Here is a 15,743-nt window from a genome sequence, read left to right as displayed (position 1 = left end):
AAGAAAATGGAAGAAAAACAAATAACCCTGCAAATAGACCGCCATTATATTACCGTGCCTGAAGGCTCGACTATCCTGGAAGCCGCACGGAAAATCGGTATAGATATACCTACCCTTTGTCATATTGATTTGAAGGGCACTTGCGTTAAGAATAATCCGGCCTCGTGCCGCATCTGTGTCGTGGAGGTGGAAGGACGTCGTAATCTGGCTCCCGCCTGTGCTACCCGTTGTACAGAAGGAATGGTAGTACGTACCAGTACCCTGCGTGTGATGAATGCCCGCAAGGTGGTAGCTGAACTGATACTTTCGGATCATCCGAATGATTGCCTTACCTGTCCGAAGTGCGGCGACTGTGAGTTGCAGACTTTGGCGCTGCGTTTCAATATCCGGCGGATGCCTTATAATGGTGGGGAGCTTTCGCCTCGTAAGCGTGAAGTCACTTCGTCCATTGTGCGGAATATGGATAAGTGCATCTTCTGCCGTCGTTGCGAGAGTGTATGCAATGAAGTGCAGACGGTAGGCGCCTTGGGAGCCATTCGCCGTGGTTTCAATACTACGATTGCTCCGGCTTTCGATAAGATGATGAGTGACAGTGAATGTACTTATTGCGGACAATGTGTAGCTGTTTGTCCGGTAGGGGCATTGACGGAACGCGATCATACCAACCGCCTGTTGCTGGATCTGGAAAATCCGGATAAGGTAGTAATTGTACAGACAGCTCCGGCCGTCCGTGCGGCTCTAGGAGAAGAATTCGGGTTGCCTGCCGGGACGTTAGTAACGGGAAAGATGGTGTACGCCCTTCGTGAATTGGGTTTTGATTATGTATTTGATACAGACTTTGCCGCCGACCTTACCATCATGGAAGAAGGTGCCGAGATATTGAATCGCCTGACGCGTTATATGAATGGGGATAAATCTGTTCGCCTGCCTATCCTGACTTCCTGTTGTCCGGCATGGGTGAACTTCTTCGAACATCATTTCCCAGATATGCTTGATATTCCTTCTACGGCACGCTCGCCACAACAGATGTTCGGTAGCATTGCCAAGACATTCTGGGCGGAGAAGATGGGCATTCCGCGTGAGAAGTTGGTGGTGGTATCAATTATGCCTTGTCTGGCAAAGAAGTATGAGTGCGACCGCAATGAGTTTAAGACAGATGGTAGTCCGGACGTGGATTATTCTATTTCCACCCGTGAACTGGCACGGCTTATCAGACGGGCTAACATAGGCTTTACGCTACTGACGGATAAGGAGTTCGATCAGCCGATGGGAGCTTCAACGGGTGCAGGTGTCATCTTCGGAACAACCGGTGGTGTGATGGAAGCAGCATTGCGTTCGGTTTATGAGATTTATACCGGGCGGACATTGGAGAATGTGAACTTTGAGCAGGTGCGTGGCCTGGCCGGTGTGCGTCGTGCAACGATTGATCTGGATGGCTTTGAACTGAAAGTGGGTATTGCCCATGGTCTGGGTAATGCACGCCATCTGCTGGAAGATATTCGCCACGGGCGGAATGAGTATCATGTGATTGAGATTATGGCATGTCCGGGGGGCTGTATCGGTGGTGGCGGACAACCGTTGCATCATGGCAACTCGGAAGTGCTGTATGCACGTGCCAATGCACTGTACCGGGAAGATGCACAGAAGCCTTTGCGTAAATCGCACGAGAATCCGTACATCAAGACTCTGTATGAGGAATATCTGGGACGGCCGCTGAGTGAGACTGCGGAACGGTTGCTGCATACGCATTATTTCAATAAGGCGATTGATTAACTTATTAAAACGGAGAAACTATGTCAGATATCAAATTAGCCTGTGACGTTGCCGAACAAGTGCGTGCTATTTGTGACAAGCATGGCAATCAGCCGGGCGAACTTATCAATATACTTCATGAAGCGCAGCATCTGCACGGCTATCTGCCGGAAGAGATGCAGCGCCTGATTGCTGCAAAGCTGAATGTTCCGGTGTCGCGTGTGTATGGAGTGGTAACATTCTATACATTCTTTACGATGACTCCTAAAGGTAAACATCCTATTTCGGTGTGTATGGGAACGGCGTGCTACGTACGTGGTTCGGAGAAATTGCTTGAGGAATTCAAGCGCGTGCTGGGTATCGAAGTAGGGGAGACTACACCGGATGGGAAGTTTTCACTCGATTGTCTGCGTTGCGTAGGAGCGTGCGGACTGGCACCTGTAGTGATGATTGGAGAGAAGGTGTACGGGAGGCTTCAGGCGGTGGATGTGAAGAAGATTTTGGAGGAGTTGGAATAGTAACTTCCTGGAAAAAGGAGTGTGTTCTCCGGGCAAATAATCATTTGCCCGGAGAACATTCAATAACTGATCTTATCAAGTATCCCACTTAAATGTGCAATTGCTATTCCATAATTTGTCATCGGCACTTTCTGTGTTTTTGCCTGCCCGATGCGGCTAAGTACATATTTGCGGTTGAACATGCAGGCACCGCAATGGATAATCAGATTGTATCCGGATAAATCCTCAGGGAAATCATTTCCCGAAACGATATCTATCTTTAGTCTTTCGTCGATTCTTTTCCGCAACAGGCGGGGGAGTTTTACTCTTCCTATGTCTTCTGTCAGTGGGGCATGCGTGCAGGCTTCGGCTATCAGTACATGTGATTGCTCTGTGAGGCTGTCGATGGCGGCGGCACTTTCCACGTAATAATGTATATCTCCTTTGTAGCCGGCAAAGAGTACGGAGAAAGAGGTGAGACGGCTTTCTGCTGGTTTCTGTTGATAGACAGTCTGGAATACTTGTGAGTCTGTAATAATCAGTTGGGGCGGAGAGGCGAGCGCACGTAATGTATCTCCCAATTTATCGGTGGTGCAACTCATGACCAGACATTTCCGGTCCAGTAATTCGCGGATAGTCTGCACTTGGGGGAGAATCAGACGTCCTTTAGGAGCCTGAATATCTTGTGGCATGACTAATAATACCACATCTCCTTCCTTCACCAGATTCCCGGTGATGGTTTGTTCTCCGAAATCAGCAGGGAGTTTCTCCAGAATAGCGCGATGAATCTCTTGCATGCCGGTAGCATTTTTGGCACTTACAATGACGGGATGTTCTCCGTAAACTTTCTCAATCTGTGCAGCCCGGGGCTCAATGTCGGGGCGAATATCGGATTTATTAAGGATGAGTACTACGGGGATATTCCGCTCTTTTAGGCGTTTTATCCATACTTGTTCTTCTTCATCTTCATTTTCGCAAAGGAACAAGGCGATGTCTGTTTTCTCTATGACTTTCAGAGTACGCTCCACGCGCATTTCTCCCAACTCACCTTCGTCATCGAACCCCGGAGTATCTATGAAAAGGCAGGGACCGAGAGAGGGAATTTCCATCGCTTTCGTAACCGGGTCCGTAGTGGTGCCGGGAGTGGGAGAGACGAGGACAGTATCTTGCCCCGTCAGTGCGTTGACAAGACTGGATTTACCACTGTTTCGTCGCCCGAAGAGGGCGATTTGCAGGCGGTTGGCATTAGGAGTCTGGTTCATAGGATTTAATTTGTTTATGTATGAACTGAATACATCAACTTCTTCTTAAAATCTGAAATCTCTTTTTCCGTTTTCTATCTCGTACAGATTTCTCATCGCTATCTCCTTAATCTTTAGATTAGGAATGCGCTCCATCTCTTCGCGAATGAGGCGGATACCTTTTTCCCATGTTTCCGGTGAGGCATAATCTTCCAGATATTCTTTTAATGTCATTAGTGCATTGGGCTGGCAGCAGTTGGCTATCTGCCCTCGTTTGACAAGAGACATGAAACGGTCACCTGTCCGTCCTTCACGATAACAAGCCGTACAGAAACTGGGAATATGTCCCAGGTCGAGCAACCAACCTACCACTTCATCCAGCGTGCGGCGGTCACTAACGTCGAATTGGGCGGAATTTTCTTCTTTCGTTTCCGGTACGGCATACCCTCCTACGCTGGTACGTGAACCTCCACTGATTTGTGAAATACCTAATTCCAATACCTTGCGCCGTACTGCTTCCGACTCACGGGTGGAAATAATCATTCCGGTGTAAGGTACTGCAATGCGGATTACTGCAACGAGACGGCAGAACATTTCATCAGAAATGGCATTGGGGAAATCTTTCGTCTCAATATCGTCGGCCGGGCAAATGCGCGGTACGCTGATGGTATGCGGTCCGACACCGAATGCTGCTTCCAGATGTTCGGCATGCATCAATAATCCTACGAAATCGTACCGATAGGTATTCAGCCCGAATAATACACCTATACCTACATCGTCGATACCGCCTTCCATGGCACGGTCCATAGCTTCGGTGTGATAGGAATATTTGCTTTTAGGGCCTGTGGGATGCAAGGTCTCATAATTCTCCTTGTGATAGGTTTCCTGGAAAAGAATGTAAGTACCGATACCTGCATCTCTCAGTCGACGATAATTCTCTACCGTTGTAGCAGCAATATTCACATTTACCCGCCGGATGGCACCATTCTTATGGTGGATGCCATAGATGGTCCGGATAGATTCCAGAATATATTCGATAGGATTACGTAGCGGGTCTTCGCCGGCTTCCAGGGCCAGACGTTTATGTCCCATGTCCTGCAAGGCAATGACTTCCTGCCGTATCTCTTCCTGTGACAGTTTCTTGCGTGCTATCGTATGGTTTTTGGCGTGATAAGGGCAATAGACACAACCGTTTACGCAGTAGTTGGAAAGGTATAGCGGTGCGAACATCACGATGCGGTTGCCATAGAATTTTTGTTTGATTTCCCGTGCCAGATGGAAGATACGTTCCGTCAGGTCGGGCTGGTTGCACTCCAATAGCAAGGCAGCTTCGCGGTGGGACAGACCTTTGCACAAGGCAGCCTTTTCAATCAGGCTTTCTATGAGTGCGCGGTTGTTCTTATTGGAAAGGGCATAGTCCAGCGTATCCAGAATTTCCTGATGATCGATGAACTCTTCCGCTTGTTTTGATTTAACATTATACATGGCGTTTTTTTAGTGATTAACGGTTAGTGATAAGTGATTAGTTGTTAGTGATAGGTGATTAGTCGTTAGCTCTTTATTCTGCAGCCGGCTAATCACTAATCATTTATCACTAACCACTATTATAGTCGCCTCTTTCTTTCGATATTCGGTAGCCTATAGCTGCCAACTTCTCTTCTAATTGCTGTAATCCTTCTGCGGCTTCGGCACCAAGAGAAGCTTTGTTGTCATAAAGTGTATATTTCTCCCGTTGGTTGCGGGGGGAAAGGTTGGGCATTACCACGTTGGCTCCTGCCAGTATGCCGCGTTCTCTTCCGTCCGGAGAGAGGGTGGCCAGTGCTGTTGTTGAAGGCAGCAACACTCCGGGATGCATCAGGCGGAAGATGGAAAGGAGTTTTAAAGTCATTTCCATACTCCCCGGAGGGGCGGTGGCGAACGGGGTGTCGTGATGCGGGATGAACGGGCCGATACCTATCATTTCCGGCTGGAATCGTTCTATAAAAAGAATATCTTCCACCAGATGGTCTACGCTCTGTCCGGGGCTGCCTACCATAATTCCCGTCCCGGTCTGATAACCGATTTCTTTTAACCACGTCAGGCATTGCAGCCGTTGTTTTATGGACATACCAGACGGATGCAGGTGGCGGTAATGCTCTTCATTGTGCGTTTCGTGCCGCAATAAATACCGATTGGCTCCTGCCCGGAAAAAGCGCTCGTAAGCCTCACGGGATTTTTCGCCTAACGACAAGGTTATGGCACAATCCGGAAATTCTTGCCGGATAGAGGAAACTGTTTCAACCATCCCGTCATCCTTTGCAGCCGGTGTTTCGCCACCTTGCAATACAAAGGTGCGAAAACCGAGTGCATATCCTTTACGACAACAGTTCAGAATATCCTCCTGCGTCAGCTCGTAGCGTGCAACATTTTTATTTTCTTTCCGTATGCCGCAATAGTAGCAATTATTGCGGCAACGGTTACTTATCTCAATCAGCCCGCGAATAAATACCCGATTACCAAACTGTCCGAGTGCTACCTCCCGTGCCTGTTCTTGCAGGTATATCAGGGCATCGACATCCCGGCAAAGCAGCAGAGCTTTGTATTCTTCTGCATCCAGATGGTGCTCCTGCCGGAGTTTAGCAATCAAAGTTTTCATTCTATCAAAGTTAATAAGCTACTAACTATTCACTACTTGCTACTTACTACTAACTACTTACTACTTATCTAATAAGTCTTTTCCTGCTTCGCCAATTCCTGTACAAACTGACGCTTACCGGCTGCAATTTCATTGTGCGTACAAGGTCCTGTGATACATCCGCCTTCGCATGCCATCACTTCAATGAACTGTCCCGGAGCTTTACCCGATTTGGCATAAGCACGCAGAGAACCGATAGTCTTTTTATCCAGGTTAGCTACTTGAATGGCATTAATATTGTCAGCTTCCTCTTTCAGATAAGCCTTTACAGCCCCCATTACACCACCTGCCTGTGCAAATCCATGTGCTTCGCGTACGGATGCAAATGACATGCTATAAGGATGTGTCTGTTCCAGCTGGATGTCCAGTCCGTCCAATACGGATGCCACTTCTTCGAAAGTCATGACAAAGTCCACTGCATCATCCCATTGTGCTTCTTTTCGCTTGGCCACACAAGGACCGATGAACACTACTTTCGCGTCCGGATGTTTCTCTTTCGCGATACGTGCGGAATAGTACATAGGCGATCCGGTGCTCGATACGTAGGGCTTCATTCCCGGCACATGCTTATTTACCAGTTCGATGTACGACGGACAACAAGAAGTGGTCATGAATTTCTGCCCTTCTTCCAGTTTCTCTATCAATTCGTGTGCCTCGTTGCTGACGGTATCCATGGCTCCCTGTGCCACCTCGATGACATCTGCAAATCCCACGGCTTTGAGAGCGCCATACACTTGTTCGATGGTTGTTTTGAATTGTCCCAGAATGGATGGGGCAACAATAGCCACTACTTTTTCTCCCTTACGTATCTTATGCAGGACGTCGAATACTTGCGACACCTCGAAGATAGCTCCGAACGGACAAGCGTTGAGGCACTTTCCGCAATAGATACATTTACTTTCGTCAATATGCTCGATACCTTTTTTATCCTTGCTGATAGCTTTTACCGGACAGGCTTCTTCACAAGGCACGGGGATATAAACGATTGCATGATACGGACAATTCTTGTGGCAGATACCGCAACTGATGCACTCGTCATGGTCTATCCATGCCTGTCCGCTTTCTTTCACGTGGACAGCTTTTTTGGGGCAGTTGGTCTGGCAACTGCGGGCAGTGCAACCACGGCAAAGGTTGGTGATTTCGTAATTAATCTGTACGCAAGCCGAACATGCTTCGTCAATCACGCACATGATGTTATCTTTCGGTTTCCCATTTTCGGCTCTGTCCAGTGCACGCGCTGCGTACTCTGACAATGGGGTTAATTCGTCTTGTTCATCTTCCATGTCCAAGCCAAGTAGCGGCAACGATTTGTATTTCCATACGGCACGTTCTTTATGTACACAGCAACGCCCGGCATGCTTTGATCTTCTCGGACTCAGTTCGATGGGAAGACGGTCTATTTTTTCTACAAGTTCGTTATCTCTCCACAATTTTACCAGCTCTGTCAGCAATCTGTGGCGGACAATCATAATGTTGTTGGTAAATGCCATAATATTTATATCGGAATTAGTTAGTTGGTAATTACCGTGCAAAGATAACGATTGTTTCTTATTCTAATGGATAGCTTTAATCATATTCTTAACAATTGCCGGCCCTTCGTAGATGAAAGAGGAGTAAATCTGTATCAGATTCGCTCCGGCTGCCAGCATCTTCCTGGCATCTTCAGGAGTCATCATGCCGCCTGCGCCTATAATCAACATACCTTTCTCGCTGTGGGAACGCAGGTATTTTACGGCCTCGATGGACTTATTTCCAATCCCTTTTCCGCTTACTCCGCCTGCACCGATAGTTTCCAGTTGAATGGAAGTGTAAGGGGATAGATTTGAACGATCCATTGTAGGTCCGGTGGCTATCACTCCTTGCAGTCTGTAGGTCTGTATACAATTAAGCACTGCATCCATTCCTTCGGTAGTAATATCGGCAGGTACTTTCAGGAGTATAGGACGATAATTCTTCTGTTTACTCCGGAAGGCGGTGAGCGTTTCCAGAACCTTATGCATCAAAGTCACCTCTATGGACCCCCAGTTCAGTGTGAAATAGTCCGCCAGACCATACAGGCCGGCATATAGTCTTAAGAAATCGTTCACGGCTTCTTCTTTTTCAGATTGGGGATTCTTATTGATATTGATGCCGAGCAAATATGCATCCGTTTTGTTTTCTAAGTTACGTTTCACAATGTCTAATCCGGGGTTATTAAATCCTGTCCTTGAAATCAGTGAAGCAGCTTTCGGCAGACGGAAAATGCGCGGCTTTGGATTGCCTGGCTGACCATCCGGTGTCACGGTTCCTACTTCGATAAAGCCAAATCCGAAATCGGCAAGTTCGTTGAAAACTTCGGCGCCCTTGTCAAATCCGGCAGAAAGCCCGATCCGGTTCTTAAAGACGAGCTGGTTCCAGACCAATTGCTTATCCGTAGCTTTGTAATAGCGGCGTACCCAGGAGCGAACGAACGGCAAGCGACCATAGCACTGCAAAGCGGACAATAGGAGAGAGTGTACTCTCTCGGGGCTCAACAAAAAAAGTAATGGACGAATAATTTGCTTATACATGATATATTCTGTTTAATTCGTTACAAAGCTATGCCATTCTGTCCGGATAACCTATTCATACTCTTTTATCAGACATAAAGAAAAGTTATATTCTGAATGGATAGGAATAGGGAACGAGAATGAATGGATACAAGTTTTGTAAATTGCCCATATATTTAAGTAAGAGAGAGTGTATATAATAAATTCGATATAGATTCGGTACATACTCGGTATAAACTCGGTACAAATTCGGTTAAATAGCTCCTTTTATGGTAAAGAACCGAATTTGCTATAAGTAATCATCAAGTATATATAGAAGAAAATAAAGAATGAAGAAGAGTTTGTCGTGTAGGATTAAAGAAGTGTGAATAATTCCTTTGGCAGGTTATAACTTCTATAAACCTTGTATCTTTAATATTAGTGTTTTATCTTTGTATAATAACCAAGCAATCATATCGAACAATGAGAGACTTTACTTATTATGCTCCCACGGAAGTTGTGTTTGGAGCAGCTTCGGAAGAGAAAACAGGGAAACTGGTGAAACAATATGGTGGAACGAATGTTCTGGTACATTATGGTGGACAGAGTGCCGAACGTTCCGGTTTACTCAACAAAATTTGCCGGGTGTTGGAAGCGGAAGGTATCACTTATATAAAATTTGGTGGGGTAGTACCTAATCCACGTCTGTCGATGGTACATGAAGGTATTGAGTTGTGCCGGAAAGAGAGTATTGATTTTATTCTTGCCGTAGGTGGCGGTAGTGTCATCGATTCTGCGAAAGCAATAGCCTTCGGTGTGCCTTATGAGGGTGATGTCTGGGACTTCTATATGGGCGAGGCGAGGGCGGAAGCTTGTCTTCCGGTGGCTGCCGTACTGACGATTCCGGCGGCAGGCAGTGAAATGAGTAACAGCACTGTAATCACTAACGAAAACGGTGACTTGAAGAAAGGGTATTCCAATGATTTATGCCGTTGCAAATTTGCGGTAATGAATCCGGAACGCACTTTTACATTGCCCAACTATCAGACGGCATGCGGCGTGACGGATATCATGATGCACACGATGGAGCGTTATTTCTCTCATGATGATGACATGACCGTGACGGATGCTGTGGCCGAAGGTATTCTTCGCACCGTGAAGGACAATGCTTTTGAAGTGCTGAAAGCCCCGGAAAATTACGCTCACCGTGCACAAATTATGTGGGCCGGCAGTTTGGCACACAATGACCTGACGGGATGCGGAACCACCGGAGACTGGGCTACACATCAACTTGAACATGAATTAAGCGCACTCTTCGATGTGGCTCATGGTGCGGGTCTGGCTGCTCTTTGGGGGAGTTGGGCGCGATATGTTTATAAAGAAAATGTGACACGCTTTGCACAGTTTGCCGTAAATGTGATGGGAGTGACGAATGATTTTAAATCGGCTGAACATACAGCTTTGGCGGGTATTGAAGCCATGGAGAATTTCTATCGTGCTATCGGGATGCCTGTCAGCATCTGTCAGCTGATAGGACGACAGGCCACTGATGACGAAATCAGAGTGATGGCGGATAAGTGCAGTTCCGGCGGAAAGGGAACGACAGGAAATTTGAAGATATTGTATCGTGAAGATATGGAAAATATCTATCAGATGGCAAATGGATAATATTTTCGCGGCACTTATTGTTTTTCAAATGAATTTTCGTTATCTTTAGGGGCATATATCAAATTGAGGGTAATAAAAAAGTCCTGACCCACAGGCAAAGAATATGAGAATACATTTTGAAATCAAAGAAAAACTGCCTGAAATTATTGAAGAAATCTTGCACAGTGAAAGATGGTCTACTTTGGTAAAAGAAGATATTTCAGGTCGGAAGTTGGTTGTCATTCGCGATCCGAGTTATGCCTCGGAAGCGACAGTAGAAATTTATGCTCGTGAAATTACTATCAAGACAGCATGGTCTAATTACACCTATCGCTTGTTTGTTCTGGGTAGTAATGTCTGGTGCGAATATAATGGGGCTTATCGTGGACTGCTGGAACAGAATCTGTTACCATCTATCACTCCTAAGGAAGGTTTATTGGAGTCTGAAGTGTTATCCAGTTCCTTGTATGGACAAGAGAAGAGAAAACTTAGGGAGTATGCTGAAGATAATCTGAAACTGAAAAAATTCCGGCGTGAGAATTTTAATGAAAATCGTACTGGGGTAGCTCCGTTCGATCATCCCAAAAGGGTATATGATGAGTTCATTAAAGAAGATTATGTGGCTCCGTTGTCTGAAAAAGAATAGGATGCCGGTATGATAATCAGTGCCAGCCGCAGGACGGATATACCTGCTTTTTATTCGGAATGGTTTTTCAACCGGATAAATGAAGGATATGTCCTTGTTCCGAATCCGTATAATCCAAATATGATAAGCAGGGTCAGTTTAGATCCTGCTGTCATTGATTGTGTGGTGTTTTGGACAAAGAATCCGGCCCCGATGATTGAGAAACTGGATAGGTTGGCTGACTATAAATATTATTTTCAGTTTACACTAAATCCCTACGGGACGGAATTGGAAAGTAAATTACCGTCACTTGACAAGCGTATTGATACTTTTAAGCGTCTTGCCGATAGGATAGGAAAAGAAAAAGTGGTGTGGCGGTATGATCCGATTCTTACGAACGAATATTATACAGTAGCTTTTCATCAGGATAAGTTTGCTGAAATGGCAGTTGCCCTGCAAGGATATACGGAGAAATGTATGTTAGGTTTTATTGACCATTATCCGCATGTGCGTGCCTCTCTTCGTGAATTCAATATAGAGCCATTAGCAAAAGAGGATATTGAGGCGATGGCGGTTGCTTTCAGGAAAACGGCGGATGAGTTGTCGATGGAACTGGATACTTGCACTACCAGAATAGACTTATCTCATATAGGCATTCCAAGTGGCCTGTGTGTTGACAATCGCTTGATTGAAAGAATCACAGGCTATCCTATTCTTTCCCGTAAAGACAAGAACCAACGGGACATCTGCCGTTGTGTGGAAAGCATCGATATCGGTACTTATGAAAGCTGCCTTAACGGGTGCATTTACTGTTATGCGATTAAAGGTAATTATAATACGGCGAAGTTTAATCGTAGTAGGCACGACAAGAATTCTCCCATGCTGATCGGCGAAGTTGGAGATGAGGCCGTGCTTGTGGAGCGGGAAATGAAGAGTCTTCGCACTGATCAGCTTTCCTTATTTTAAAACAACCGTATCTTTATTGTCTTCTGATTCTTTTCGAGAAAAAACTGATGTCTTCATGAAAATAATTATGGGTTTGATTGTTGTATAACATCGATTATGCATAATTTTGCGTTTACTTAATTTATAGAAAAATGAGACAGGAAACAGAGCAGGAGTTGTTGAAGAAGATAATTGGCTTTCAGCGGGAAGAAATCACATCGTGCATCATATATAAGAAGCTGGCAACTATTGAAAAAGATCCGGAAAACCGGAAAATCCTGCAACGTATTTCAGAAGATGAAAGCAGGCATTATGCTACGTTGCGCAGTTACACCCATCGGGAGGTTACTCCCAATCGTTGGGAAATCCTTTTTTATGTATGGCTGGTACGCCTGTTAGGCATTACATTCGCTGTCCGGCGGTTGGAGTTGGGAGAGAAAGAAACAACGAGTGTCTATTCTCGCTATCCCGATATGGAACATTTTGCTGAGATGGCGCAAGACGAACAGCATCATGAAGAAAAACTCATAGGAATGATTAGCGAGGAGCGGTTGGAATATATGGGGTCGGTAGTGCTTGGTTTGAATGACGCATTAGTGGAATTTACCGGAGCATTGGCAGGTTTTACGCTGGCATTGAATGATACGAAACTGATTGCTTTAACCGGAAGTATTACGGGGATTGCAGCGGCACTTTCTATGGCCTCGTCTGAGTATCTTTCTACAAAATCGGAAAAGACACGAAACAAACGTCCGGTCAAGGCGGCTATTTATACAGGTATTGCTTATATCATTACTGTGGTAGCTTTGGTGGGGCCGTTCATTCTTTTGTCGAGCCCTGTCATGGCGTTATGCATTATGCTTCTAATGGCATTGCTCATCATTGCTTTCTTCAATTATTATTATGCCATAGCCCGGAACGAGAGCTTCAAACGCCGCTTTTCGGAAATGGCAATACTGAGTTTTTCTGTAGCCGGGATAAGTTTTCTGATAGGCTATTTGTTGAAGACAGTGACGGGGATAGAAGCTTAAAGAAAGGTTCTCGTCGTGTGATTATAAAAAAATCCCTGAGGTGTTAAACTTCAGGGATTTTCTGTTATAGTCAATTGATGAAAATAAACTGAAACTATATTTTCGAACTGTGTAGCTTCTTATAAAGCTCTACACGTTCGGCTATTTCAGCCTGAGATAGATGAGCCGGAAGCTCAATCGTTGTCCGCGGAGTGATTGCCACAAGGATTACTTCTCCCACTTTTTTCTTGTGCTCTTTGATAGCATTCTCTGTTAATTGATTGGAAGACCCTGTCTCTGGTCGGATAATACTCTTTTTCATCATATCGAATTGTTTTTTTAAGTTTTCATTTTCGCTGGGGCCAGTTGGCAGGTCGCTAAGATGAATTCATTGTTTAATGTAGTAATCACCTCTTTCACACTGCGTATTTTTTCGGAGAGGAAAGCGTTGCTGCCTGCAAAGGCATACCCTCTTTTCATATTGCCTTTGGCTGCATTATACAATGCTTTGATGATGCAATAAGGACTTTTCTGATAGTCGCACGTTTTGATGCAATGGAACGAACAACACTTGGGCTTTTCCTGTCCTTTCTCTACATTGCGGATAAATTCTCCGTCAATGGCTCGTCCGGGCATTCCTACGGGACTTTCGATGATAAGTACGTCTTCGGGTTTGGAATGGATGTACACCTCTTTAAAGGTTTGCGAAGCATCACACTCTTGAGTTGTTACAAAAATACTTCCCATCTGTACGGCTGAAGCTCCCAATTGCATGAACCGTGCAATGTCTTCACCTGTGGAGATTCCACCTGCGGCAATTACGGGAATGTCTTTTCTTTCCTTATAACTCGTTGCGATAGCTACTACTTCGGGTATCAATGCTTCCAAAGCGTATTTGGCATCTTGTAACTGTTCTTTCTTGAATCCCAGATGCCCTCCGGCTTTGGGACCTTCTACTACTATGGCATCAGGCAGATAATCAAAATTCTTCTCCCATTTGTCACATATTATTTTTGCAGCTCTTGAAGAAGATACGATGGGTACCAGCTTCGTTTTGCTTTCCGGCGTCAGGTATAAAGGTAAGTCGAGAGGAAGTCCTGCGCCGGCAAAGACTACATCGATTTTTTCGCTTATGGCAGTACGGACCATCTCTGCATAATTGGAAAGGGCCACCATGATGTTCACTCCGATGATTCCTTTCGTTTTTTGGCGGGCTTTGTGAATTTCTTCTTTTAGCCCGCAAATGCATTTTTCGGTATAGTCTCCTTTGCCTTTAGGGTATAGCAAGCCTAAACCTGCACATGAAATAACACCAATGCCGCCCTCGTTGGCTACGGCTGATGCCAAGCCGGATAATGAAATTCCGACTCCCATTCCACCTTGTATGATAGGTGTTTTTATCTCTATATTTCCAATAAAAAATGGCTTCATAAAACTGATATTGTAACAAGACTGTGGCGGATAAATATACTTCCGGTATTCTATTCGTTTAGCGATGTTCTTTTCTTTGTATTGCTGTTTTGGTTGAAAAAAAGCAAGAACAGAAAATTCAATCTTCTGTTCTTGTTTGTGGGGTAGACATTAATAACGTCTGGAATTATAGCCGTTGTTACGGGGTCTTTCTTCACGAGGACGTGCAACGGTTACCGAAATAGTTTTCTGGTCATATTCTGCGCCGTTAAGTTCGTCAATTGCCTTTTGTCCTTCTGCATCGTTTGTCATTTCTACAAAACCGAATCCTCTGGATCTTCCGGTTTCTCTATCCATGATAACTTTAGCTGAAGAAGTCTCTCCATACGCTGAGAATAATTCGTTCAAGTCGGCATCATTTGTGCCAAAGCTTAAACCTGAAATGTAAATGTTCATTTGAAATTTTAATTAAATAAATATTAGTGTAAGAGTGAGGGGATAATTAAAGGAGAGGTCTGCTTAATAAAGGATAAAAAGAAGAACTATACGATAACGATTCGTAACTCAAACTGCGACAAAGGTAATACAATAGTTGGATACGGCAACTTTTAATTCATGATTTATTAATAAAAAAGCGATAATTGTTTTTTATTTGCATTAGGGCTTCCTGTGGTATATTGCGCTTTTCCTTAAAGATAAAAACCTTTTCTTTTTCAAGGCTACACCCTTTTCCCAGGATGGCTACACCTTTTGGGGTAAAGGGTGTAGCTATCCGGGATAAAGGGTGTAGCCCTTTTTTATGTGCCTTACAGGTACTCATGGGCAGTATATTGACTAGATATTTGCCAAGGATATTTTATATAGTACATGTCTGCGTAAAGGATGACCGGGACTGACTAATGGGTGATTGAATTCCTTATTTTTTACCATACCTATCTTTTGCATCACACGCTCCGAACGCTTGTTGGGAAGTGAGGTAAAGGAATATAATTCCTTCAGTCCCAATGTCGTCTTTGCATATTCCAGACAGGCTGAAGCTGCTTCGGTGGCATATCCTTGATTCCAGACTTCGGGGAGCAGACGCCAGCCTATCTCTACGGCAGGGGCAAAGTCTACATCAAACGTAATGTTGTGTAATCCTACATAGCCTATAAACATATGGTCTTCTTTCTTTTCCACTGCATATAGTCCGTATCCGTTGGTAGAGAATTCTTTCTGAATACGATTGTAGAAATCGAGAGTTTCCTGATAGGAAAGCTTATTGAGAAAGAATTCCATTGCTTTATCATCCTTGTTCAATCGGGCAAAGGTGGGAATATCTTCTTCTTTCCAACCACGTAGAATCAGTCGTGGGGTTTCAATGTATTGTTTGGGGGATGTTTTCATGTTTTTTTCTTAGGGGATAATATTTTTTTTCTTTTCCTGCGTTTCATTT

General features: G+C 44.8%; 15 protein-coding genes. 6 read left to right on the top strand and 9 right to left on the bottom strand.

The features are described from left to right. The first annotated feature begins 6 nt into the window (after positions 1–6). Positions 7–1,773 (top strand): NADH-dependent [FeFe] hydrogenase, group A6, encoded by a 1,767-nt coding sequence (locus HMPREF9447_RS24470; RefSeq protein WP_009132358.1) that lies wholly within the window; start codon positions 7–9, stop codon positions 1,771–1,773. 20 nt (positions 1,774–1,793) lie between these two features. Continuing rightward, complete coding sequence (gene nuoE, locus HMPREF9447_RS24465) at positions 1,794–2,270, top strand: NADH-quinone oxidoreductase subunit NuoE (protein WP_009132357.1); 477 nt, start codon at positions 1,794–1,796, stop codon at positions 2,268–2,270. 59 nt (positions 2,271–2,329) lie between these two features. Here the strand turns inward: nuoE and hydF are convergent, their stop codons facing one another. The 5 genes from hydF to HMPREF9447_RS24440 form a co-directional block, all read right to left on the bottom strand. After that, positions 2,330–3,511, bottom strand: coding sequence for a [FeFe] hydrogenase H-cluster maturation GTPase HydF (hydF, locus tag HMPREF9447_RS24460; protein ID WP_009132356.1), 1,182 nt, complete (start codon positions 3,509–3,511; stop codon positions 2,330–2,332). 45 nt (positions 3,512–3,556) lie between these two features. Continuing rightward, on the bottom strand, positions 3,557–4,975 hold the full coding sequence (gene hydG / locus HMPREF9447_RS24455; RefSeq protein ID WP_009132355.1) for a [FeFe] hydrogenase H-cluster radical SAM maturase HydG: 1,419 nt from the start codon (positions 4,973–4,975) through the stop codon (positions 3,557–3,559). Positions 4,976–5,084: 109 nt separating this feature from the next. Further along, the gene (gene hydE / locus HMPREF9447_RS24450) at positions 5,085–6,125 is read right to left on the bottom strand and encodes a [FeFe] hydrogenase H-cluster radical SAM maturase HydE (protein ID WP_009132354.1); all 1,041 of its coding nucleotides are present in this window, start codon (positions 6,123–6,125) and stop codon (positions 5,085–5,087) included. A gap of 68 nt (positions 6,126–6,193) precedes the next feature. Next, positions 6,194–7,654: a 4Fe-4S dicluster domain-containing protein gene (locus HMPREF9447_RS24445; RefSeq protein ID WP_009132353.1), complete on the bottom strand. Its 1,461-nt coding sequence runs from the start codon at positions 7,652–7,654 to the stop codon at positions 6,194–6,196. Positions 7,655–7,717: 63 nt separating this feature from the next. Beyond that, a complete protein-coding gene (locus tag HMPREF9447_RS24440; protein WP_009132352.1) occupies positions 7,718–8,713 on the bottom strand; it encodes a quinone-dependent dihydroorotate dehydrogenase in 996 nt (331 codons plus the stop codon). A 441-nt stretch (positions 8,714–9,154) separates the two neighbouring features. Between HMPREF9447_RS24440 and HMPREF9447_RS24435 the strand changes: the two genes are divergently transcribed. From HMPREF9447_RS24435 to HMPREF9447_RS24420, 4 genes are all read left to right on the top strand, one after another. Beyond that, a complete protein-coding gene (locus tag HMPREF9447_RS24435; protein ID WP_009132351.1) occupies positions 9,155–10,339 on the top strand; it encodes an iron-containing alcohol dehydrogenase in 1,185 nt (394 codons plus the stop codon). A 103-nt stretch (positions 10,340–10,442) separates the two neighbouring features. Further along, on the top strand, positions 10,443–10,964 hold the full coding sequence (locus HMPREF9447_RS24430; RefSeq protein WP_009132350.1) for a hypothetical protein: 522 nt from the start codon (positions 10,443–10,445) through the stop codon (positions 10,962–10,964). Positions 10,965–10,973: 9 nt separating this feature from the next. Beyond that, positions 10,974–11,909: a DUF1848 domain-containing protein gene (locus HMPREF9447_RS24425; protein ID WP_009132349.1), complete on the top strand. Its 936-nt coding sequence runs from the start codon at positions 10,974–10,976 to the stop codon at positions 11,907–11,909. A 131-nt stretch (positions 11,910–12,040) separates the two neighbouring features. Beyond that, the gene (locus HMPREF9447_RS24420) at positions 12,041–12,919 is read left to right on the top strand and encodes a VIT1/CCC1 transporter family protein (RefSeq protein WP_009132348.1); all 879 of its coding nucleotides are present in this window, start codon (positions 12,041–12,043) and stop codon (positions 12,917–12,919) included. A 94-nt stretch (positions 12,920–13,013) separates the two neighbouring features. On the opposite strand, the gene HMPREF9447_RS24415 is transcribed toward HMPREF9447_RS24420, so the two are convergent. The 4 genes from HMPREF9447_RS24415 to HMPREF9447_RS24395 all read right to left on the bottom strand — a co-directional run bounded on the left by HMPREF9447_RS24415 (position 13,014) and on the right by HMPREF9447_RS24395 (position 15,694). Then, complete coding sequence (locus HMPREF9447_RS24415) at positions 13,014–13,220, bottom strand: hypothetical protein (RefSeq protein WP_369862749.1); 207 nt, start codon at positions 13,218–13,220, stop codon at positions 13,014–13,016. Between the two features lie 17 nt (positions 13,221–13,237). Further along, positions 13,238–14,329 carry an NAD(P)H-dependent flavin oxidoreductase gene (locus HMPREF9447_RS24410; protein WP_009132346.1) on the bottom strand — a complete coding sequence of 364 codons (1,092 nt, stop codon included), beginning with the start codon at positions 14,327–14,329 and terminating at the stop codon, positions 13,238–13,240. A gap of 150 nt (positions 14,330–14,479) precedes the next feature. Continuing rightward, a complete protein-coding gene (locus HMPREF9447_RS24405; RefSeq protein ID WP_009132345.1) occupies positions 14,480–14,764 on the bottom strand; it encodes an RNA recognition motif domain-containing protein in 285 nt (94 codons plus the stop codon). A gap of 378 nt (positions 14,765–15,142) precedes the next feature. After that, the gene (locus tag HMPREF9447_RS24395; RefSeq protein ID WP_009132344.1) at positions 15,143–15,694 is read right to left on the bottom strand and encodes a GNAT family N-acetyltransferase; all 552 of its coding nucleotides are present in this window, start codon (positions 15,692–15,694) and stop codon (positions 15,143–15,145) included. Positions 15,695–15,743: the final 49 nt, after the last annotated feature.

This window comes from Bacteroides oleiciplenus YIT 12058, from assembly GCF_000315485.1.
Taxonomy (GTDB): Bacteria; Bacteroidota; Bacteroidia; order Bacteroidales; family Bacteroidaceae; genus Bacteroides; species Bacteroides oleiciplenus.
The sequence above is the reverse complement of the archived record's forward strand: the minus strand, read 5'-3'. Positions and strand labels throughout refer to the sequence as shown.